Raw genomic sequence first — 20,054 nt, forward strand, 5'->3', positions numbered from 1 at the left:
TGCGTTTGTTGATGAAAGAGTTTTCTCTTTGTTGAAAATTAAGGCACGAACGCCAGCACGCCCACAGGAGAACCAGAACCACCACGCAATCTAAGAACTGCGATCGCTAGAGTAGTACCTTTAGGTGGCAGTTGATCTAAATTTGTTAGATTCTCCAACACAATGCGCGGTTTTTCCAACACCAAATGGTTAATCGCAAAACTATTATCCTGTCCAGGATCTACACCATGAGTATCAATTCCTACCCCAGCAATTTGCCGTTCATCCAGTAAGAATTGAGTTGCATCGCTGCCAAACCCAGGAAAGTGAGTAATTCCTTGAGCATCATGATTTAGGAATGCACTTTTATCCAACCACTTTTTTTGCCATCCAGTATTTAATATGACTACACAACCACCAGAAATTTCACCGTATTCTTCTTCCCAAGCCAAAACATCAGCAATAGTCAGAGCATAATCAGGGTTAACGGCTGTGGCTTGGCAAATATCTATGACTACCGCAGGTACAACCAAGGATTGAGCGGGATATTGGTCAATTCCCACACCAGAACGATGAAAACTGTTAGGGGCGTTGATATGGGTAGCGCTATGTTCCCCCAAGGAAAAACGCCGTAAGTAATAGCCATCGTTATTTAGTTCAGCTACAGTTTCAAATTCTACTGTGGGATCTCCAGACCATTGGGGAATATCTATGTCAATTACATGACTTAGGTGGATAACGCGTGTGTAGGTGATACTATTTTGACCTTGAGGTTGTATCATTCCAACATTTGTACTCAGGGATTTTTTTCAAAGGTGTGATGCCTGGGTTGGGCAACGCCTACGCAAAGATAGTACTACTATTACAACGTTTTTGAATCGGTTGCAATGGCAAGAGTTTGGGATTGCCACGCGACCTTCGCAATGACATAAGTATTAAGTCGGACATGATATAGCAATCCGATTTGATTTTTGAACCTATCTGGGTAGGCAGGCAAGAGGCAACAGGCAAGAGGCAACGGGAAAGAATGCTCTTTGATCTGTACGGGGTTTTTTCAGAAATTAAATTGTAGTCCTATATAAAGGTTTCGCTGTCTCAACAATCACTCCATCCTGCATCTGAATTACCCGCTTTGTCTGAGCTGCTACGGTCGCATCATGGGTGACAATTGCGATGGCGGTATTCTATTGATTTAATTGTGGAATATTCTGTCACCTAAAATCCAGAAAGTGTATCCTTGTAGTAAAAGCCAACGTCTATGCAAGTTACATTTGACTTACCTGATGAAGTTGTCAATCAGCTTCAACCTTTTACAGATAAACTGCCTCAAATCCTAGAGTTGGGGTTACGAGAACTGAATGCGATCGCTCAGTCAGGATTTTCAGGTATGGCAGAAGTCGTAGAATTTCTGGCAAGCCTACCCACTGCTGAAGCCATTATTGCCCTGCGTCCCTCTGAATCGCTGCAAGCTCAAATTAACACTCTGGTAGAGAAAAATCGGACGATGGGTTTAACCGCAGCAGAAGAGCAGCAATGGCAAGGGTATCAATATTTAGAGCATATTGTCAGAATGGCTAAGGCTAGAGCCTTCTTGAAGATCAAAGAAGCTGGCGCAGAATGAGCAAAACCTATATTCCTGTCGCTCTCCGAAGACAGGTTCATGAACGGGCAAAAGCTTGAGCTGGAATAATCGCTCCATAAGGTCAGCGATCGCAGATTCCAGTCGTTGCCATCGCGGGACATCGGCACAAATCATCGGCAGCATAACGTTCTCTAGTGCCGTCAACCGGGGCAACAAATTGAATTGTTGAAACACAAAACCAATATACTGATTGTGGATATCTGCAAGTTCATCATCATCCAGGGTCGTTAACTCTTTTTTCTTAGTTATTGATAGGACTTACGCAAAACTACACGCTGTAGGGGCAATTCATGAATTGCCCCTACCTGAAAATCAAGGTTTCGGCTATTGTTTGCGTAAGTCCTGATTGATAGGGATCAAGTTCTAAGTCGTTGGGAGGTCTAAATAATGTTGCAGCGAAACAGCTATTTACCTGAAAATAGCTGTAACAACCAATAGGTGAACTTTTAATTGAGCTTAGATTAAAATTGCGTAATATTTACGTTGAGGGTTCCTGTTTTAGTGGAATCATAATAACAAACTCGGCACCTTTTCCTGGTGCTGAAATACACTGGATTTGCCCACCGTGTTTTTTAACAACAATTTGGTAGCTAATTGATAACCCCATACCTGTCCCTTTGCCCACAGCTTTTGTAGTAAAGAAGGGGTCAAATAGGCGTTTGCGTACTTCCTCAGTCATGCCTAGACCATTGTCGGCAATGCTAATGATTACACGGTCTTCTTGGATGAAGGTGCGAATGCGAATCTGGGGAAAAGTCATTTGTGCTTGGTCATTTGTCCTTTGTTCAGTGTTGTTTACTAATGACAAATGACTAATGACAAATGACTCTTCTAAAACATCGATCGCATTTGCCAACAGATTCATAAACACCTGATTCATCTGTCCGGCGTGACACACTATCGATGGTAGATTGCCGTAGTCTCGGATTACTTGGATTTCGGGACATCCTGATTTGGCTTTTAGGCGATGTTGCAATAGCAGCAAGGTGCTATCGATACCTTCATGAATATCCACTGGTTTTGCACCGTCTTCATCAAGGCGAGAAAAATTGCGTAAAGATAGGACAATCTGCCGAATGCGTTCGGCTCCCATATTCATAGAATCCAAGATTTTGGGCAAATCGTCCCTAATAAAGTCTAAATCAATGGCGTAGATTTGTTCGTGAATCTCTGGTGTTTGTGGGCAGTAGTTCTGTTGATAAAGTTCTACTAAATGCAGCAAGTCCTTGATATATTCACTGGCGTGGCTAATATTGCCATAGATGAAATTGACAGGATTATTGATTTCGTGGGCAACACCTGCAACTAATTGTCCCAAACTAGACATTTTTTCAGTTTGAATCAGTTGCGCTTGAGTTTGTTGAAGTTCCAGCAACGCCGCTTCTAGTTGCTGGGCTTTGTCTTGGGCAGTTTGGGCAACGATGCGACTTTGGGTGTAAAGTTTAGCTTGATCAATGGCGATCGCTAGTTGAACTGTAACTGCTTGGAGTAATTCTACTTCATTGTCTAGCCAAGGCCGAAAGCCACTACAAGAACCACAGCTAAATGCGCCAATTTCGCCAGATTGGGTGTGTACGGGCAGTGACATAAAGGCAGTGAAACCAAAATCCTGCATAAACTGGCGTGCATTGCCATCGGCCACAGTTTCAGCATCATCAATGCGGATAATTTCTCCGTTCAAGGTTTTGGCTGCGATTAGTCCGATTTCTGCATTAGTTCCTTCATCGTTAAGCAGACAGGGTAAAAAGCAACTTTTCGCCTCATATACTCTCTCCCAGTAGGGCACATCAGCGTCTTGCCGATACCAAAAGAAGGCACAGCGATCAATTTGGAATAAGTTGCGAATCTCCTGGACTGCGGTTTCCAGAATGTGATTAAGATCCAAAGAAGCTCGAATCTGGCTCGAAAGACGATTGATTAGTGCTTCCCTCTGGGCAAGAGCTTGCACCGCTTCCTCTGCTTGTTTGCGTTCGGTGGTGTCATGGCAAATGCCAACGAAGTTTAAAACATTGCCATTAGTGTCTCTAATAACAGATGAGTTACTTGTATGCCATCGCCAATTGCCATTTTTGTGTTTTACCCGATATTCAATTGCGTCTTGTTTTTCGCCTGTTGTCAAAATTCTTTGGAAATAATCTGCACAGATATGTATATCCTCAGGATGTACAAAGAGAGCAAAGGATTTGCCTTCAACCTCTGCAACCTCATGTCCAAAAATTTCAGTCCAGTTAGGAGAAACGTAGGAAAATATCCCTTCAAGGGTCAGTGCAAAAATAATGTTATTAGCGTTTTCGACAATGCTGCGAAACTTAGTATCACCTTTTATCAATGTTGCTTGGATGTTGTCGCTGATGTCGCGGACAAGAACTATAATTTGCTGGTCTGGTAATGGTAATAACCTAACTTCAAAATTACCGTTTTCTTCTGATAATGATAAGGTATATTCAAAACTGACTTCATATTGAGTTTCAAGGACTTGAGTTATTGCTTGGTGGAAGCGATCGCCTACAGCAGTCGGTAGGCATTCTCGCAAACTCTTGCCTTGACAATCTCCTGTTTGAATATACAGATTCTCCCTCAATCCTGGCTTGTAATCCAGAATAGTTCCATCAGCATCCAGACGAAAGTATAAATCAGGAAGTACTTGCAAAATCGCTGCAAATTCTGATGTTTTTTGGTGTAACTGTGCTTCCATTTCTTGGCGTTTTGCAGTTTCAGCTTGCAGTTGCGCCTGTGTTTTTTCTGTAATTTTACTTAGGCAATGAGAAAAGTTTGTAGATGCCGAGCAGCTTTCCGTCAACATAGGCTGGCTTCCCACTATCGTCACTTCTGTTATATCTACACAATAACCGATGTAACCGACAAAGCTGCCATCTGCTGCAAACCGTGGCGCGGCTGTGTCTAAAATCCAGCGATATTCGCCATCAGCCCGACGGAGGCGATATTGCCTCTGGAAGGAATCATGTGCCGTAAATGCTTTGATGTATATATTGTCACATCGTTGTCTATCTTCTGGATGGACACTACAAGTCCAGATATTGTCTATCTCGTCTCCTCGCCCAGACGCAAACTCGCCTGTGGTCAGACATCCGCCAGTAAATTTTAGCCAATTGGAATTCAAGTAATAGTAGAGTGCATTGCATCCAGCCATCCAAATCATCAGAGGAGAAGTATCCACCTGCTGGCAAAATAGTTTTTCATCGTCTTGTATTTCTTCCTGTTCAACCATGATTTGGTTAGTGTAGCTCTGCACCCTTTTAGGAAACACTTTTATCTACCTGCTCTACGTAAATTATTAGGGTAATATCTCTGAAAATAGAATTTCTTAATAGATGGACATAATCATCATCTAAACCTGCTTAATTTATCTTAATACTTTATTGTTTTTTATATCTGCAAAAATTCCTCTTTTACTGTAAATAAACTGTAAAACTTCTAAAGTTATTATTAAGATTAACTTCAACATTTTTTAATGAAATTTAAAATACCCATGTATGGGAAGGTTGCTTAACCAGCTTTCTTATTAGAATCATCTATAAATTCATATTGTTTATGTAATTACATTGCTCAAAATCTGATTTTGCTTCATAGAAACTACATGATTCTCCATGAGGCAGTTAAGTCTTGATAAAAAATTCACAATCCTCAAGAATTTCATATCAAATCAATATTTAATTTTTAATTTTTCTAGCAAAAACCGATTTTTCAAGATTGTCTAAGCAATCTCAGTCTTTGCGATTGCTTCTCTACGAGACGCTACGCGAACACTCCACTGCCTTCCGCTCGCAATGACATATTATATTTAATTTCGCCCAGCTACTTACCAAAAATGAGAGAAATGCTAAATGTAATATCAACAGGTTGCCAGAATAGCTAGCGATAGCGTTTTATATGTTATAAAGCTCACAGAAATTCATGTTAGGCGGAAACTACTCTATGGAACCAGATAAACTAGGCCGTTTTAAGGAGTACGGCGAATTCATCCTCCGAAAGATAGATTCTGTACCCCAGTCCCCTTCTAAACAAGAAGATTGGGTTCCAGCTAGTCTTGATGACTGTCTTCTGCGTTTGCGTTCATCTGCCCAGAAAACTGTAGAACTTGCAACTTCGCCTGTCAAAATTGGGGTTATGGGGGAATTCAGTAGTGGGAAAACCTTACTTTTAGGCAGTCTCATTGGATATGCAGATGCTTTGCCAGTGAGTGAAAACCCCACTACAGGTAATGTTACCGCTATACATATTATCCCACAAGACGAGTTTGCAACTACCCAATTAAGTAATTTTACGGTAGAGTATCTTTCTCATGAAGGAGTACATGAGTGTCTACGCTTCATGCTAGGGGAAGCCAATAAACGAACAGCAGCAGCCGGACTTGCTGCTATACCAGTATCGAAACTCAACTCTGGTAAAGATATTATTAGCTGGTGTGAAGAAGCATGGAATAGTAGTAACAATTTGGAGCTACGTTATTTACTCCGGGAGTTGGTATTATTCCTGCGGGCTTATCAAGCCTATGGGGAAGTTATGTGTGGTGGGCGCTATCAGATTGATGCTACCACCGCTCAAGAGGGGCTACAGCTAGTCGAACAGCCGATGGCAATCCAAACTCTGAAATTTGAGGATTTACCCCCAGCGCACATCCGATTACCGAGTCCACCCCAGAGGCTACCAACAAAGTTATTACAAAACAGTTTCCCACTCATCCGCCGCGTAGATATCGATGCGAAAATATCACGAGAAATTTGGGATTTTGCAGACGCGGCTAAATTTATTCTCATCGACTTTCCGGGATTGGGGGCTGCTAATTCAGGGGCTAGAGATACCTTTTTGTCACTGCGGGAACTAGCAGAAGTACAGACAATTTTGGTATTGCTAAATGGTAAATCTCCCGGTAGCGATCGCGCCAATAAAATCTTTACGATGATGCAGCAGCAGCGACCGGGACAAGACCTGAAAGATTTAATTCTTGTCGGTGTGGGTCGCTTTGATCAATTACCTCTAGATAGTGAAGGTGGCGAAAGAGAACTTGACCAATTGATTGAAGATAGCCCACATTTGCAGGAAGAAACGGTTTTCCAAAAACTCAAAGTTCTGCAAACTACCATTGACGGTGCAGAAGCATTTACAACCCAAAAAGACCGGATCGTTTTACTATCGCCACTGTTAGGACTGGCTGAATTAGCAAAACGTTCTAGTACAGTCAAAGCAGGTTCACCAGAGTTTTTGGCTAACTTGGACTATCCTGATTACTTAGAACGGTCTAAACGGCTACAAGAGAAATGGGAGCTATTAAGTGAACGGCTGCTAGAATCTGATCCCCGGAGTTATTTGGGTAGACAGCTAGGTTACTTTGCTCAAGATGGCGGTCTTAGTAAGCTGCGAGAATTGATTCAAACCCACGTAGCTACTCATGGTCTTAAGCAATTGTATGAAGATACTCGGAGATCTGCTGATGTGGTGAGTCAGCAACAAGATCACTTGAAGGATATTATAGATGAAATTCACGAGCAAGGCATTCCCACAAGCGATAGTCCCGCTTTTATCGAATTGCGCTTTGTGGTGGAAAGTTTGGATAAAATCTACAGGAATTTTCAAAAAGATATAGGCAAAGAACCACTCAAAGATCGGCGCGGTGTTGTTGTCAGTGATGTAGTAAAAGACGAACTTACCTTTAGAATACTTAATTGGAACCAGTGGACTTTACTGTTTAATAAAGCCAACAATGGAGCGATCGCTCTGACTGAATCTAAAGGTGCAGCCGGAAAATTATTTGACCGAGGAAACCGCGTAAATAGTTCCCTTCCGACTAAGAGTGATGATTTTTATCCAGTATTTGAGAAAACCGTTAAAGAAGTAGAAGATTTTGCGCGCGATCGCATCCATCAAGCAGTATTAGATTTGTTGAACCAATTGTCAAATCATGTAGCTCCAGAACGCGAACAATTGCAGGCAATTTTCCATCCAGAAATGGAACAACAAATCGAAGAAAAATTTGGTTTTGAAGATGCTGATCTCTTTTACAAATTATTACTAGGATGCGATCCTAACGAATGGAAAGAAGCAATCATCGCTGAAGTTAGTAGTAAAGACAAAAGCGTTGCACCCGAAATCATTTTTCCTCTAGCACGTCAAGACGATAAACACAACGTTGGTCAAATCTTTGACTGGGCGCCAGAGAAAAGCCAAGGCTTACCCAGATCGAGCAATCACCAACTTTTAGTACTCCGACTGCGAGATGAAATGACAGCTAGCGCCAGCCTTCATCTTGTGCAGTATGTTAGCGAAGTTAATCAGCAAATTAATTTGGAACTAGAAGGCATTTTGGATCAAATTATTCCTAGTCTGCAAAACCTTTCAAAAAAAGAAACTTTGCTGAGATATTTAGCGGCTGGAGACTTGCCATCTGAGATAGCAATTCCTACTTGGTTACAGATTATTTCAGAAATTGCTGCTATTTCTGACTCAAATGATTTGAGATAAGCCAACTCAGAAAATGACTGATTGCGATCGGGTACAGATATGAGGATGTGTTTGTGAGACGTGATGCTATTTTTTATACAATTTTCAAGCGTGTCCCCGGATTGCTTTTCGAGTTAGTTGAACAGCCACCAGCCGAAGCTGCTAACTATCGCTTTGAATCAGTTGAAGTTAAAGAACCAACATTTCGGATTGATGGGGTATTTTTACCTCCACCTGATGCAACATCGCAGATGATCTTTTTTGCTGAAGTACAATTCCAAAAGGATGAGTTACTGTATCATCGCTTTTTCTCAGAATCGATGCTGTATATGTATCGCAACCCGTCGCTTTATGATGATTGGTATGGGGTAATTATTTTACAGTCTCGCAGTTTGGAACCAGAAAATACCACTATTCACAGATCGCTACTGAACAGTTCACAAGTACAACGGATCTATTTGGATGAGTTAGGTAGTCCTGATGAGCAAAGAGTAGGTATCAGTTTGATGCAGTTAACTATTGCCTCAGAAACTGAAATGATGGAACAAGCGAAACATTTAATTGAGCGAGTGCAACAAGAACAGATCAGCGTCTTGGCTAAAAAGGACATAATAGATGTAATCACAACGATTGCTGTTTATAAGTTTGCAAACTTAAGTCGTGAAGAGGTAGAGGCAATGTTAGAAGTCAAGTTAGAAGAAACTAGGGTTTATCGAGAAGCTAAACAAGAGGGACGAGAAGAGGGACGAGAAGAGGGACGAGAAGAGGGACGAGAAGAAGGACGAGAAGAAGGACGAAAAGAACTAAAACTTGAACTTGTACCTCAGATCTTAGCTCATGGTATGTCGATGGAAAATGTTGCTCAATTACTTAATTTAACCATCGAACAAGTAAGACTTGCATCTGAGTAATTACAACAATTACTGTTTATAAATTTACCAACTTAAATCATGAAGAGGTAAAGGCTATGTTTGAAATTAGGTTACAAGAAACCAGGGTTTATCAAGAAGCTAAAGAAGAAGGACGACAAGAAGGAATAAAACTAGGAATAGAACTAGAAATAAAACAAGTACAAGAAGAAATAGAACAAGGACGACAAGAAGTAAAACGTGAACTTATACCTCGGTGTTTAGCTTATGGTATTTCAATAGAAGAGGTTGCTAAATTATTTGATTTAACTATCGAACAAGTCGAACAAATAAGACTTGCAAGTGAGCAAGAATCTTCAACATTAACTTAGTAACTGGTGGAATTTTCATAGCGATGCCTACGCTTTTATATGAAAAAGTGTAGGCATCGCCCTAGACAAAAAAGCGATCGCTCAACAGAATCATTTGATACTATAATGAACCCTTTCCAATTGAACAACTATACCGATCAAGAACCAAGCGAGAAACAACAAAAAAGATTTCCAGGATGGTTTGCTTTAGATTTTGGTACATCGAATTCGACAGTTACACTTTTCGATCCAATTGAAGTACCGATCGCAGAAATTTTACCCAAAGAACAAGAAATGCGGTTGCGCGATCGCTTATCACAATGGCTAAGTTCTCCCGCCTCAGTAGCTTTACCAGATGTCAGCGATGATGATTGGGAAAGCTTTATCGCAGAAATTAGCAAAAATCTGGAGATAGAACCAGGAAACTTGAGCGAAGTTTTTGAAAGTGATAATAAAGAGCGATTTTTGGAAGCAATTCGCCAAATTGAACTTTGTTTAGGAAACAGCGAGAGATTCCGCCGGGCTGTCAGCAAAAAACTTTACCAGATATATCATGAGGTGTTCCGTGTTCCTACCCTAGAGTCGCAAAATCTGATCCCAGTTGTGCTGGATATTGATCGCCGCGATACAGAAATTCCTAGCGAGTCAGAAATTTCGCAATTAGGGGACTTAAAACTGCGGATGGGTAGGGAAGCTAGAGATAACAGAAAAAAAGCGATCGCTCAAGGTACAAGCGGTTCTTTAAAGGAAATTATCAGCAGGTTTCACCATTCACCCAAACGCTATTTTGGTCAGGAGCGATCGTTTTCAGTTATTTTGAATGGTAAAGAAGAAACAATTACCGCCAACCAATTGATCCAATCTGCTTGGGCGCATTTAATCGAGTTAACTGAAGATTATCGCCAACGCGCACGACGCAGATTTTCAGAAGGAAATTTTTTAACAGCAGTTGTCACCTACCCCACTGTCGCCCCACCAGTTGTTCGCAAGGAAGTTAAAGAATTAGTTGAGCAGTTGGGAATCGATGATGTCCAAACTGCTTATGATGAAGCCGTTTCTGTAGCGATATTCTTTTTGTGGCGAGAATTTGGCGGTAATCTCAACATTGGTATTGAGTCATTCAAAACCCGTTGTCGCCAAGCCGGAAATAAATGGTCACAAAATGTTCTCGTTTTAGATATTGGCGGGGGAACTACAGACTTAGCTTTAATTGAACTGACTTTAGAAGATAAAACCCCAGCTTTTGCTGATTATGAAGACCGGGGTTTAGGAGGACGTTACTATAAACTTACCCCCAAACTATTAGGTTCATCCGGTCATTTACAGTTAGGCGGTGAATTAATTACACTGCGAATTTTTAGATTATTAAAAGTTGCGATCGCAGACTTTTTATTGACAGCAGTAACAACAGGTGATATTGAAAGCGAAAAGCTAGACGATTTAATTAACTCCGAGTTAAACGAGCGCTTTTTAGAACAAGGAAAATTCAAAAGTGGTAGTCTTTTAAAATGTGTTGATAAGGAGAATCCAGAAGGTGATGTTGCTTACAAAGATGCTTTAGATACTGCTGAAAAACTATTGCCTACCCGTTGGCAACAAGCACCCCAACGTTTGCAATCCTTTTATCTTCTCTGGGATCATGCAGAAACAGCTAAACTTAAACTTGGGCAGAAATCACCAGATAATGATTCTCTATTAATCTTCACACTTTCTGAGCAGCAAATCTCCGAATTGCTTACCCAAAGCGCCGTTAAATTGCAAGTTAAAGATCCAAATAGCATCTGTGTCACCCTAGATAATCAGCAATTTGAACGAGCCGCCGCTTCAGGAATTAAAGAAGCGATCGGGATTGCTAAAGGATTAATGGAAAGTCGTTTGCGTCCCGATGATATCATCAAAGATTCTTGGAATTCCCAAAAAGTTGATTGGTTAATTTTATCTGGTAAAACTTGTAATTTAGACATAGTGCAGCGCCAAATCTACCAGGAATTTAGTAAGTCTCCATATTTTGTCTGGAATCCAGAACGGATTACCTTTGTGTTGGAATTTACCAAGTTAGCCACCTCTGCCGGTGCTTGCTATGCCGAGAAACTGCGAAGATTGAGGTTCGATCCAGAAGAGTCTAAAACCTTGCTGCGTAAGGGAGCCAACCAGCTAGAAATTGATGTCAAAAACCTGTTTTATTATTTGCCCTGCAACTTCAAACGTAAAACCCAAAGCAACGATTTGCTGACTATATTCAGTGCCGGACAAGAACTATATCAACTCGCATCTTGGGAAACTGTCGCCAAAGTTCGTACTCAGTGGCAAGGCATACAATTAACTAACATTATCTACCGTCAAGACTACGAGGATGGAGATTTACGACTTTGGGGAAGTTTCGATGGTAAAAACCTCATGAAAAAACTGGGGATGGAAGAAGTAGAGTTTCTCAAAAAAATCAAAGTCCAGTTTGAAATTGACCAAACTCTTGAGTTTAGTGTATTGCTTTGTCAAGGAAATCCCCATTATTTGATTGACATTCCTGGCATTGATTTAGGAGCAGTAGTTTCAGAAACATCAGCGCTATTTTCTGATGGTAAATTGAACTGGAATATTGCTGTGGAACGCTTCAATAAAAACTTGAATGATGGTGATATTGCCGTCAATGTTATCGAGTCTGCAACTGTCGATCAACCAGATGCCTATCATCTAGTATTTGAAGTAGGAAATGATGATAGTAATTTGTTTCAAAAATTTCACTATTTGCGCGATGGGGTGACGCAACCAGGAATCGGGTTAATTAGTAATCTCTTACCTCCCTTCCCGCAAACTGGACAGCACACTTTCTATGTTTATCAAACAGATGCCGAAACTAACAGCAAAAAATGGATAAGAATTGGCGCACTCAGCAAACCAGATGTAACCACAGATTACCCTTGCCAATATCGTGTGACTCTCGACGATCAAGGCATTCTGCGGATGCACGCTGGTGAAGTGCCTTACTGGACATCAATAAATCAAGAATGTCTCAAAGAAGAGGGATGTGTTTATCTTGCTGAATTAGAGTTGCAACCTAACGAAGTTGATAAAGAACGCGATCCATTTTGCGGCATACATTAGAATTACCTCACGCAGAGACGCAGAGGCGCAGAGGTTTTATTAGCGCCTTGGTGTGAGATTAACCTAAATATGCTCTTTCTCTCTGCGGCTCTGCGGCTCTGCGTGAGATAAAAAAAGGTGATATTCATGCAGCATCTACGTCAACTATTAGAGATAGAAAACTCAGAATTAGCCCAGTTATTGCGATTTAGTTTGTATGGACTGGAGGCTACTTTAAATCAGGCTCTCACAGAATTTCCATTAGATCCAGGAGTTAAGATATGCGATGAGGTGCTGCAAGAACTTCATTACCTGTTGCAACCTACACCCTCACAGCTAGATAATGGTTGGGAAGACGTGCCAAATAATTTAAAACTAAGTCACCTCCGAGAAGCTTTCGATTCTGATTCAGAACTTAATTATTATCTAGGTAATTCCCAACTGCAAAGCCAAACAGACTCAGATTTGTGGAATGAAATTCAACGCAAACTGTTACGAGTCCCAGAGGATTTGGCTGCATCTTGGCAACAGCGCACCTTAGATATGGCTCAAGAAATTGGTGCGATCGCAGATAATTCTAATCTCTATCAACTTCCCTTTATCCGCGATGAAATTATCTACCCCGGACTCAGTGGTACTGTTCAAACTCAAGGATTAAGCTTATCTCAACAAGCACTTTTAAATTCTCAAACTTCCCAAAGTAATACATCTGATTTATTAGCAGGATTCCTACATTTATATATAAAATTTATTGAAATAGACCCAGATTTACATCATGCCTTAAAAAGCGTTTTTAGCTTTGATATTATCTCTTTACACTCCAAACCAGAACAGAAAAACCAATACATTAATGCTTTAAGCGATCGCTTTGGGCGTACCCAAAAAGCTGAGGAAAACGCTGATCCTTTATTAACTCTGCGCGCCTGGATTGACATGGATGAAGCCATACATTCCCTAGTATTTGTACCACCATCTGAACGCTATTCTTGGTGGGGTAAGCTACAAAATGAATCACGACGTATCCTGAAAAAAGTCACTGATGAGGCAATTAAAACAGGTAATAAAGTGCGAATTCGCCAATTATCGGGAATTTATGCAGATATCTGTGCATCATCCAAGGATGACTTACAATTAGACTGTGGTGGTATTCCTGGCGAAGTGTTAACTTGTCTTCGGGTATATGTGCAAATTAATCAGGAAGAATCCCCAGGTCGTGTAATATTTCGCTCATCCCGGTAGCGGACTTGCAGATTTTTCTCAAGTTTTCTAATTCTTGAGATTATGAGGTAAGACAGACAATTTTACGAATTGCCACCTTGCCTCATAATCTAATGAAGCTAAAAACGTTTAAATCTAGAGGATGCCCCAGAAGTGTAAAATACCTTGACCAGAAAATACTTCAAGTAGAACGGCAGATAAAAAACCAATCATTGCAAAACGACCGTTCCAGTTTTCGCTCTGAGGAGTGAAGCCCCATCGCAAAGCATTAGGATCTTCTGGAACCAAAGGCGTAGTCTTCTTAACGTCTGCCATAAATAATACTCCGAGCTTTTATGTTGTAACAGTTATAACTGCATGTAAAGTAATGTAACAGATTTTTACAAAAATACAACATCAACTCAAGACAAAATTCAGTTAGTGAGTATATATTACGGATACTTGGTTTTATCTTTACAGGTTTGCGATCGCAAATTTGGAGCGAATTACCCATAACTCACTACTAGAGATTAGATGATCACTATTTGGATTGTGTAAGTATAAGCTCTGAATATTTGTAAATCTTATAGTAGCGAATTGCCAAGCGCTAACTTCAGTGGATTATCTACAAAAGCTTGAACTCTAACTAAACACTGAAACCCTTCGCCGTTAGCCGTATGACACAATTAGAACAAACGGAGAGTAATGAGCGATCGCCATAATCATACTACTGCTGCCCGTCTCAATGTCTACATCCAAGGTCAAGGATTTCCCATTTTAGGCTTACATGGTCATCCTGGTACTGGTCGTAGTCTTTCTGTCTTTAACAATCATTTATCAAAACGTTATCAAACTTTTGCCCCTGATTTACGTGGATACGGCAAAAGTCGCTGCAACGTTAATTTTGATATGAATGACCATTTAACTGATTTAGAAGCGCTGCTAGACCGGTTAGAGATTGAAAAGTGCCTAGTATTGGGATGGTCACTTGGAGGCATTCTGGCAATGGAACTGGCATTACGTTTGCCTGAGCGGATTACTGGACTGATTTTGGTGGCAACAGCTGCAAAACCCCGTGGCAGTCATCCAACGATCACTTGGCAAGATAATTTATATACTGGCGTTGCGGCGCTGTTGAATTATATAAAACCGAGTTGGCAATGGAATATTGAAACTTTTGGTAAGCGATCGCTTTTCCGCTACCTAATCCAACAACATACATCTACCACTTACAACTACATAGCAACCGAAGCAGTACCAGCTTATTTGCAAACCTCTCCTGCTGCTACTCGCGCCCTCTATAGTGCAATTCAATCGGGATACAACCGACTTGTAGATTTGCAACAAATACAATGTCCTGCTTTAGTACTTGCTGGTGAGCAAGACCGCCACATCACATCTGATTCCAGCTTAGAAACTGCTCGACACCTCCAAAATTCTCAGTGGCAGTGCTATCCCAACACCGCCCATCTTTTCCCGTGGGAAGTTCCCCAGCAGATGCTCAGTGACATTGACCATTGGCTGGAAGAACATCCACAGGTAATTGATATTAAAAAATTTTGACTATTGACGAAGAAGAAACGGAGAGCGAAGATGTGGTGAAACGGTGAGTCCAGTGCTGTTCGCGTAGCATCTCCCTTAAAAGAAGGCTACGGTGTACACACAAGTCATAAAATACTTGCCTGGTAAGACACAAGCCTTAGTAGACAAGGTTTAGAGTTGATCAAGCTGATTATCAATAGTGTCAGCTTATTGATATAGATTTAACGGAAAATCAGGGATTTTAAAAAAACTTTCCGTTCTTTTCCGTCTATTTGATTTCCAACTCGACTTGTGTGTACACGGTACTTAGGAGAAGGAGGGTCTCCTTGGTTGGTAGGCAACTGGCGTTAGCGACGTAGGAGCGTCACCCGTAAGGGTAACGTGGCAAAAGATTATCTGCGTCCCCATGTCTTTGCATCACCGAATCCTCGCGTCCTGTTCATTCTCTGGCCTAACTTAAATTTGACCGCTAAAGGCAGGCTGTACTTTGCGGTCAAATCTTTCCCCCAAGTCTTCAGCAATTGTTAAGGTATTAGGTTTGCAGCGCTTGACATGCACAACAATTCCCTGTGCTCCTTCGACCTCCAAATCTTCTATATATCCGATGCTTGCCAATCTTGCATCAGAAGAACTCAGAAATGGCCCGAAGTAGTAGGTGCACCGGGGATTTTGGGTGACAATCTCTACCCAGCAAGCCAATCCGATATAGTCGAATGTGTTGATCAACACTTCCTTGAGATTATGCCAAATGGTTTTCATGGTTTTCGCTGATTTATAAGCGTGCTACAGTGCGTTAAACGGTATTGTGCTTTATTATCTTTTACATTTCTTTATACTCTGTTAGTGTTATTTTTTCAAAGAAATTTTTTGTAACTTATTTAAGTACACCGTATTTAGCGATCGCTGACGATAAATTTCATAAAGTGTCATCCCCGCCGCTACAGAAGCATTGAGGCTGGGAGTCTTGCCTTGTAAGGGGATCGATACTAAAAAATCACAGGAGCGTTGAGTTAACATATTCAGACCTTCACCTTCTGAGCCGATTACCAAAACGATTGGGCCAGTGAAATTAACTGTATGTACGGGTTCGCTCCCACTTGCAGCAGTGCCATAAATCCAAAAGCCGGCTTCTTTTAATTCTTCTAAAGCGCGGCCAAGGTTGATAACTCTAGCTACAGCAAAATTTTCTAAAGCGCCTGCTGCCACTTTCATTACAGTGGAAGTGATTCCAGATGCCCTTCTTTGGGGAATCACCAATCCTTGAGCGCCTATTGCTTCGGCAGTGCGAATAATTGCTCCCAAGTTGTGGGGATCAGTAATTCCATCAGCCACTACAATTACGGGATCGGTTACAGACTTGGCCTGTTCAATTAGATCCGGCAATTCGATGTAGGCATAGGGAGCAATTTGTGCAGCTACACCTTGGTGATTAGCCCCGTTGGTGAGATGGTCTAAACGCTTGGGTTCAACCTCATCAATAACTGTGCCATTTTCCTTCGCTTGTAGGAGAAAATGGTGAAAGCTGGGATCGTAGCGCAGACGGGTAGTAATCCAGAGACGGTTAAGATTGCGCTGATTTTGCAACGCACTTAATACTGGATGACGACCGTAGATCAGATCGCTATCTTCTTCTATCGGTTGTGTAGATGCAGACGGCTGGGATAAGTTGCTATATCGTTGGCGAGAATTGCCAGAAATGGGGTTGCTATCTATTTTCCTGGGATTGCGAGTGGGATTCGCAACAGAAATGGGGTTGCTATCTATTTTCCTGGGATTGCGAGTCGGATTGGCAACAGAAATAGGGTTGCTATCTATTTTTCTGGGATTGCGAGTCGGATTGGCAACAGAAATAGGATTGCTATCTATTTTTCTGGGATTGCGAGTCGGATTACTAACAACACGCTTACCCTGAATTTTTACGGGTTGTCCACGATTGGGTTCGCTGGAAGTCTTGACTTTTCTTGGTTTATTCTGCATTTGAGTTATGGATATAGCGTATGGTTGATCATCCCGATTACCTCAAGTTCTTGAACCTAATCTGCTGTTGTGGCTACTGTTGTGAAATTGAGTTCTCACTCTTTTTCTAGATGGAGTATTTGCAATAGTTCGGTTAGGCGCTGGTAATCGGTAAGATACAAGTAGCCAATTAAGGTTTCTATACTAGTTGCCTGTTGATAAATTTCGGGATCAAGTCGCTTAGGGCGTCCTGTAGCGGCGTTTCGACCCCGGCGGACAATTTCTAATTCGGTGTCTCTCAGATGAGGAATCAGCGATCGCAAATGTAGCGCTTGTGTTTCCGCTCTTACCTGTGCCACTACCAGACGATGGTAAGCTTCTGGCCGCTGCAATGGCAGCAGATAAAACATCCTAACATACACTTCATAAATTGCATCACCTAAATACGCTAAGGCAGTAGGAGAAATCTGTTGCACTTGTGAGAGAGAAATTTGTTGGGCTAATGGCGCTGTAGTTGCCAAGAGTGCTTGAGTCCAAGATAAACTCTGTTTCAGAGCTTCATCTTGTCCATCTAATAGCTCTTCCTCCTTTGACTTCACAAATAAATCATTCCTTGATGGGTTACATCTGTGAGGCATTCTTCGGTAAGAATGATTTTTCTGAAATACGCCATAATAATATACTTAGCATAATCAACACTGTCAGGATTACTTACTAATCTTATCTTTTTGCTTGAGAGTTAGCACTTTAGATCACTCTCATGTCAACGCCGATCAACCAAATTTTGCCTACTTCTTGTAGTCTGTATCTAAGATAGGGTAAAATTTGGATTGAAAGCTACTTTTTTTGCTTGACTACATTGTCATGCTTACTTGGTCAGCTACGACCCCTAAGTATACAGTATTAAGTAAAGTCTACATATAGATAAATCCGTGGCTTTGTATTTCCTACAACCTTCTCCGACTTGATCGTTTATCCAATATCCTAGCTAAGGATTACATCCCCAATAACTGAGAATCTATATTTTTTCCTTAGTCAACTCTAAACATAACAGTTCAACTGGCTTGATGCCTCTCCCACGAGGAGAGAGGTTTTTTGCCAGAAGTTTTAAAAATTAAGCTATCTGATGTTGAATCTGGATAGCCGAATTGATCTCTCAGGTCGAGCAATCAAGACTACTTGACGTTTTCTAGAGCGTCTTCAACTGATTTTTGCAGAGAGAGAAACTTCTCTAGGCGAACAAGTTTGACCGTTTGAGTAACGCGGGCATTCGTCACAATTTGCAAAGTGCCATCAGCAGTTTGAGCTTTCTTGGCTACCTGTACCAGCGCACCCAAGCCAGAGCTATCAACAAAGTCGATTTGTGAGAGATCCAAAATAATATGCTTAGGCCCCTCGTCAATCTTGCTGTCAAGTACCTTGCGAAATGTCGGCTCAGAAAAGGCATCTAACAAACCTGTGAGGCGGAATAGCTGACACTTATCCCGGACTTCGCGAGTGCCTCTCAGGCTAACGGTTAGATTCAGTGGCTCAGCAATAATTCCCTCCTCATGAGTTAAAGTGAACGCTCAAGTATAAATGGTTTTTGAGCAAGTTGTCTACAATCTGCTGTAATTGGGCAATTCAATTTTGGATTTTGGATTTTGGATTAAATTTCAATCCAAAATCCGTCTTGAAAAGTTCTGCGCCGGGAAACCCGGACGCACAGACTTTTCGCAAAATCTAAAATCTAAAATTCTTACTCCCCATGCCCCATTTATTTTTACCTCACCTCTACTACAGCTTGACGTGCTGTTCGCATGGCTTGAACAAATTGCTCAAACAAGTAATCAGCATCGTGAGGGCCAGGACTGGCTTCGGGGTGATACTGTACGGAGAATACAGGCAGATATTTGTGGCGTACCCCGGCAATGGTGCGATCGTTTAAGTTCAGGTGGCTGATTTCCACAACTGCCGTAGGTAAAGAATCTGGATCAATAGCAAAACTATGGTTTTGGCTGGTAATTTCTACCCGTTGTTTTAAGCCAGCAGGCTGATTCAAACCACGATGACCAAATTTGAGTTTGTAGGTTTCTGCCCCTAGTGCATGACCTAAAATTTGGTGTCCCATACAAATCCCAAATATGGGTTTTTGACTTAACAGCAGCGCTTTTGCAGTTGCAATTCCTTCGGTGACGGCAGCAGGGTCGCCAGGCCCATTAGAAAGAAACACACCATCTGGATTGTATTTGAGAATTTCTTCTGGTGGCGTATCAGCAGGCACAACAATCACCCGGCAACCATAACTTACCAAGCGACGCAAGATATTACGTTTGACGCCAAAGTCAAGGGCAACAACGGTAAAGGGTTCCCCAAGATTTTCCGCAGCCTCAGAGTTAAATTCCCAAGCTGGTATTGTGGGATCTGACCATTCATAAGCCGTTGGGGTGGTGACTTCACGAACCAGATTCAATCCTGCCATCTTGGGAGCCGCTTGTACCTGCTCTAACAATTCTGCCTCATCAAGAATAGCTGTGGAAATGCCGCCGTTCATGGCTCCAAACATCCGAATTTTGCGGGTGAGGGCACGGGTATCGATACCGTAGATCCCTGGTACTTGGTTTTGTTTCAGGTAGTCAGGTAAAGATTGTGCCGATCGCCAGTTACTCGGTCGTTGACAAATATTTCGGGCGATCGCACCTCGCACTTGGGGGCGATCCGATTCCTCATCTTCAGAATTGATGCCAGTATTCCCCAATTCAGGATAAGTAAAAATGACTATCTGACCACAATAACTAGGGTCAGTCAGGACTTCTTGATAGCCGGTCATACCAGTATTAAACACCACTTCTGCGATCGCGGTTCCCGTAGCACCGAAAGACCAACCGCGATAAGTAGTTCCATCTGCTAGGACAAGTAAAGCTGGGATTGCGTCAGTCAGGGGCATAGTAGATTGATTGGGGATTGGGCATGGGGCATGGGGCATGGGGCATTGGAAAA

At 41.7% G+C, this 20,054-nt stretch carries 15 protein-coding genes and 1 pseudogene; 7 read left to right on the forward strand and 9 right to left on the reverse strand.

Annotated features, from left to right (window positions below):
- Nucleotides 1–38: 38 nt before the first annotated feature.
- A complete protein-coding gene (locus F8S12_RS29345) occupies nucleotides 39–761 on the reverse strand; it encodes a cyclase family protein (RefSeq protein WP_196519785.1) in 723 nt (240 codons plus the stop codon).
- A gap of 476 nt (nucleotides 762–1,237) precedes the next feature.
- Between F8S12_RS29345 and F8S12_RS29350 the strand changes: the two genes are divergently transcribed.
- Nucleotides 1,238–1,600 (forward strand): hypothetical protein, encoded by a 363-nt coding sequence (locus F8S12_RS29350; RefSeq protein ID WP_196519786.1) that lies wholly within the window; start codon nucleotides 1,238–1,240, stop codon nucleotides 1,598–1,600.
- Nucleotides 1,601–1,678: 78 nt separating this feature from the next.
- Here F8S12_RS29350 and F8S12_RS41115 read toward each other — a convergent pair.
- A pseudogene (locus F8S12_RS41115) lies at nucleotides 1,679–1,858 on the reverse strand (macrolide ABC transporter ATP-binding protein); the annotation flags it as partial.
- 241 nt (nucleotides 1,859–2,099) lie between these two features.
- Nucleotides 2,100–4,850 carry a PAS domain S-box protein gene (locus F8S12_RS29355; RefSeq protein ID WP_196519787.1) on the reverse strand — a complete coding sequence of 917 codons (2,751 nt, stop codon included), beginning with the start codon at nucleotides 4,848–4,850 and terminating at the stop codon, nucleotides 2,100–2,102.
- A 707-nt stretch (nucleotides 4,851–5,557) separates the two neighbouring features.
- Here F8S12_RS29355 and F8S12_RS29360 point away from each other — a divergent pair.
- The 5 genes from F8S12_RS29360 (at nucleotide 5,558) to F8S12_RS29380 (ending at nucleotide 13,619) form a co-directional block, all read left to right on the forward strand.
- On the forward strand, nucleotides 5,558–8,101 hold the full coding sequence (locus F8S12_RS29360; RefSeq protein WP_196519788.1) for a proteasome protein: 2,544 nt from the start codon (nucleotides 5,558–5,560) through the stop codon (nucleotides 8,099–8,101).
- Between the two features lie 53 nt (nucleotides 8,102–8,154).
- Nucleotides 8,155–8,991 carry an Rpn family recombination-promoting nuclease/putative transposase gene (locus F8S12_RS29365; RefSeq protein WP_196519789.1) on the forward strand — a complete coding sequence of 279 codons (837 nt, stop codon included), beginning with the start codon at nucleotides 8,155–8,157 and terminating at the stop codon, nucleotides 8,989–8,991.
- A 56-nt stretch (nucleotides 8,992–9,047) separates the two neighbouring features.
- A complete protein-coding gene (locus tag F8S12_RS29370) occupies nucleotides 9,048–9,320 on the forward strand; it encodes an aspartate aminotransferase (protein ID WP_196519790.1) in 273 nt (90 codons plus the stop codon).
- A gap of 105 nt (nucleotides 9,321–9,425) precedes the next feature.
- Nucleotides 9,426–12,401, forward strand: coding sequence for a molecular chaperone (locus tag F8S12_RS29375; protein WP_230968357.1), 2,976 nt, complete (start codon nucleotides 9,426–9,428; stop codon nucleotides 12,399–12,401).
- A 126-nt stretch (nucleotides 12,402–12,527) separates the two neighbouring features.
- Entirely contained in the window at nucleotides 12,528–13,619 is a 1,092-nt protein-coding gene (locus F8S12_RS29380) for a hypothetical protein (protein ID WP_196519791.1), read from the forward strand.
- Between the two features lie 114 nt (nucleotides 13,620–13,733).
- Here F8S12_RS29380 and F8S12_RS29385 read toward each other — a convergent pair whose 3' ends face one another.
- A complete protein-coding gene (locus tag F8S12_RS29385) occupies nucleotides 13,734–13,913 on the reverse strand; it encodes a high light inducible protein (protein WP_196519792.1) in 180 nt (59 codons plus the stop codon).
- A 369-nt stretch (nucleotides 13,914–14,282) separates the two neighbouring features.
- Between F8S12_RS29385 and F8S12_RS29390 the strand changes: the two genes are divergently transcribed.
- On the forward strand, nucleotides 14,283–15,140 hold the full coding sequence (locus F8S12_RS29390; RefSeq protein ID WP_196519793.1) for an alpha/beta fold hydrolase: 858 nt from the start codon (nucleotides 14,283–14,285) through the stop codon (nucleotides 15,138–15,140).
- 435 nt (nucleotides 15,141–15,575) lie between these two features.
- Here the strand turns inward: F8S12_RS29390 and F8S12_RS29395 are convergent, their stop codons facing one another.
- From F8S12_RS29395 to carA, 5 genes are all read right to left on the reverse strand, one after another.
- A complete protein-coding gene (locus F8S12_RS29395) occupies nucleotides 15,576–15,878 on the reverse strand; it encodes a DUF1816 domain-containing protein (RefSeq protein ID WP_196519794.1) in 303 nt (100 codons plus the stop codon).
- Nucleotides 15,879–15,965: 87 nt separating this feature from the next.
- Nucleotides 15,966–17,096 (reverse strand): 23S rRNA (guanosine(2251)-2'-O)-methyltransferase RlmB, encoded by a 1,131-nt coding sequence (rlmB, locus tag F8S12_RS29400; protein WP_196519795.1) that lies wholly within the window; start codon nucleotides 17,094–17,096, stop codon nucleotides 15,966–15,968.
- Between the two features lie 95 nt (nucleotides 17,097–17,191).
- Nucleotides 17,192–17,674 carry a Mini-ribonuclease 3 gene (locus tag F8S12_RS29405; RefSeq protein ID WP_196519796.1) on the reverse strand — a complete coding sequence of 161 codons (483 nt, stop codon included), beginning with the start codon at nucleotides 17,672–17,674 and terminating at the stop codon, nucleotides 17,192–17,194.
- 576 nt (nucleotides 17,675–18,250) lie between these two features.
- Nucleotides 18,251–18,616 carry an STAS domain-containing protein gene (locus F8S12_RS29410; RefSeq protein ID WP_196519820.1) on the reverse strand — a complete coding sequence of 122 codons (366 nt, stop codon included), beginning with the start codon at nucleotides 18,614–18,616 and terminating at the stop codon, nucleotides 18,251–18,253.
- 221 nt (nucleotides 18,617–18,837) lie between these two features.
- Nucleotides 18,838–20,001 (reverse strand): glutamine-hydrolyzing carbamoyl-phosphate synthase small subunit, encoded by a 1,164-nt coding sequence (gene carA, locus F8S12_RS29415; RefSeq protein ID WP_196519821.1) that lies wholly within the window; start codon nucleotides 19,999–20,001, stop codon nucleotides 18,838–18,840.
- Between the last annotated feature and the right edge of the window lie 53 nt (nucleotides 20,002–20,054).

Origin of the sequence: Nostoc sp. WHI (genome assembly GCF_015714725.1) — a bacterium.
Lineage (GTDB): Bacteria > Cyanobacteriota > Cyanobacteriia > Cyanobacteriales > Nostocaceae > Nostoc.

Coding starts and splice junctions, on each gene's coding strand:
- F8S12_RS29390 (WP_196519793.1), top strand. CDS start 14,283: ATGAGCGATCGCCATAATCATACTACTGCTGCCCGTCTCAATGTCTAC.
- carA (WP_196519821.1), bottom strand. CDS start 20,001: ATGCCCCTGACTGACGCAATCCCAGCTTTACTTGTCCTAGCAGATGGA.
- F8S12_RS29360 (WP_196519788.1), top strand. CDS start 5,558: ATGGAACCAGATAAACTAGGCCGTTTTAAGGAGTACGGCGAATTCATC.
- F8S12_RS29380 (WP_196519791.1), top strand. CDS start 12,528: ATGCAGCATCTACGTCAACTATTAGAGATAGAAAACTCAGAATTAGCC.
- F8S12_RS29355 (WP_196519787.1), bottom strand. CDS start 4,850: ATGGTTGAACAGGAAGAAATACAAGACGATGAAAAACTATTTTGCCAG.
- F8S12_RS29385 (WP_196519792.1), bottom strand. CDS start 13,913: ATGGCAGACGTTAAGAAGACTACGCCTTTGGTTCCAGAAGATCCTAAT.
- F8S12_RS29395 (WP_196519794.1), bottom strand. CDS start 15,878: ATGAAAACCATTTGGCATAATCTCAAGGAAGTGTTGATCAACACATTC.
- F8S12_RS29375 (WP_230968357.1), top strand. CDS start 9,426: ATGAACCCTTTCCAATTGAACAACTATACCGATCAAGAACCAAGCGAG.
- F8S12_RS29345 (WP_196519785.1), bottom strand. CDS start 761: ATGATACAACCTCAAGGTCAAAATAGTATCACCTACACACGCGTTATC.
- rlmB (WP_196519795.1), bottom strand. CDS start 17,096: ATGCAGAATAAACCAAGAAAAGTCAAGACTTCCAGCGAACCCAATCGT.
- F8S12_RS29350 (WP_196519786.1), top strand. CDS start 1,238: ATGCAAGTTACATTTGACTTACCTGATGAAGTTGTCAATCAGCTTCAA.
- F8S12_RS29370 (WP_196519790.1), top strand. CDS start 9,048: ATGTTTGAAATTAGGTTACAAGAAACCAGGGTTTATCAAGAAGCTAAA.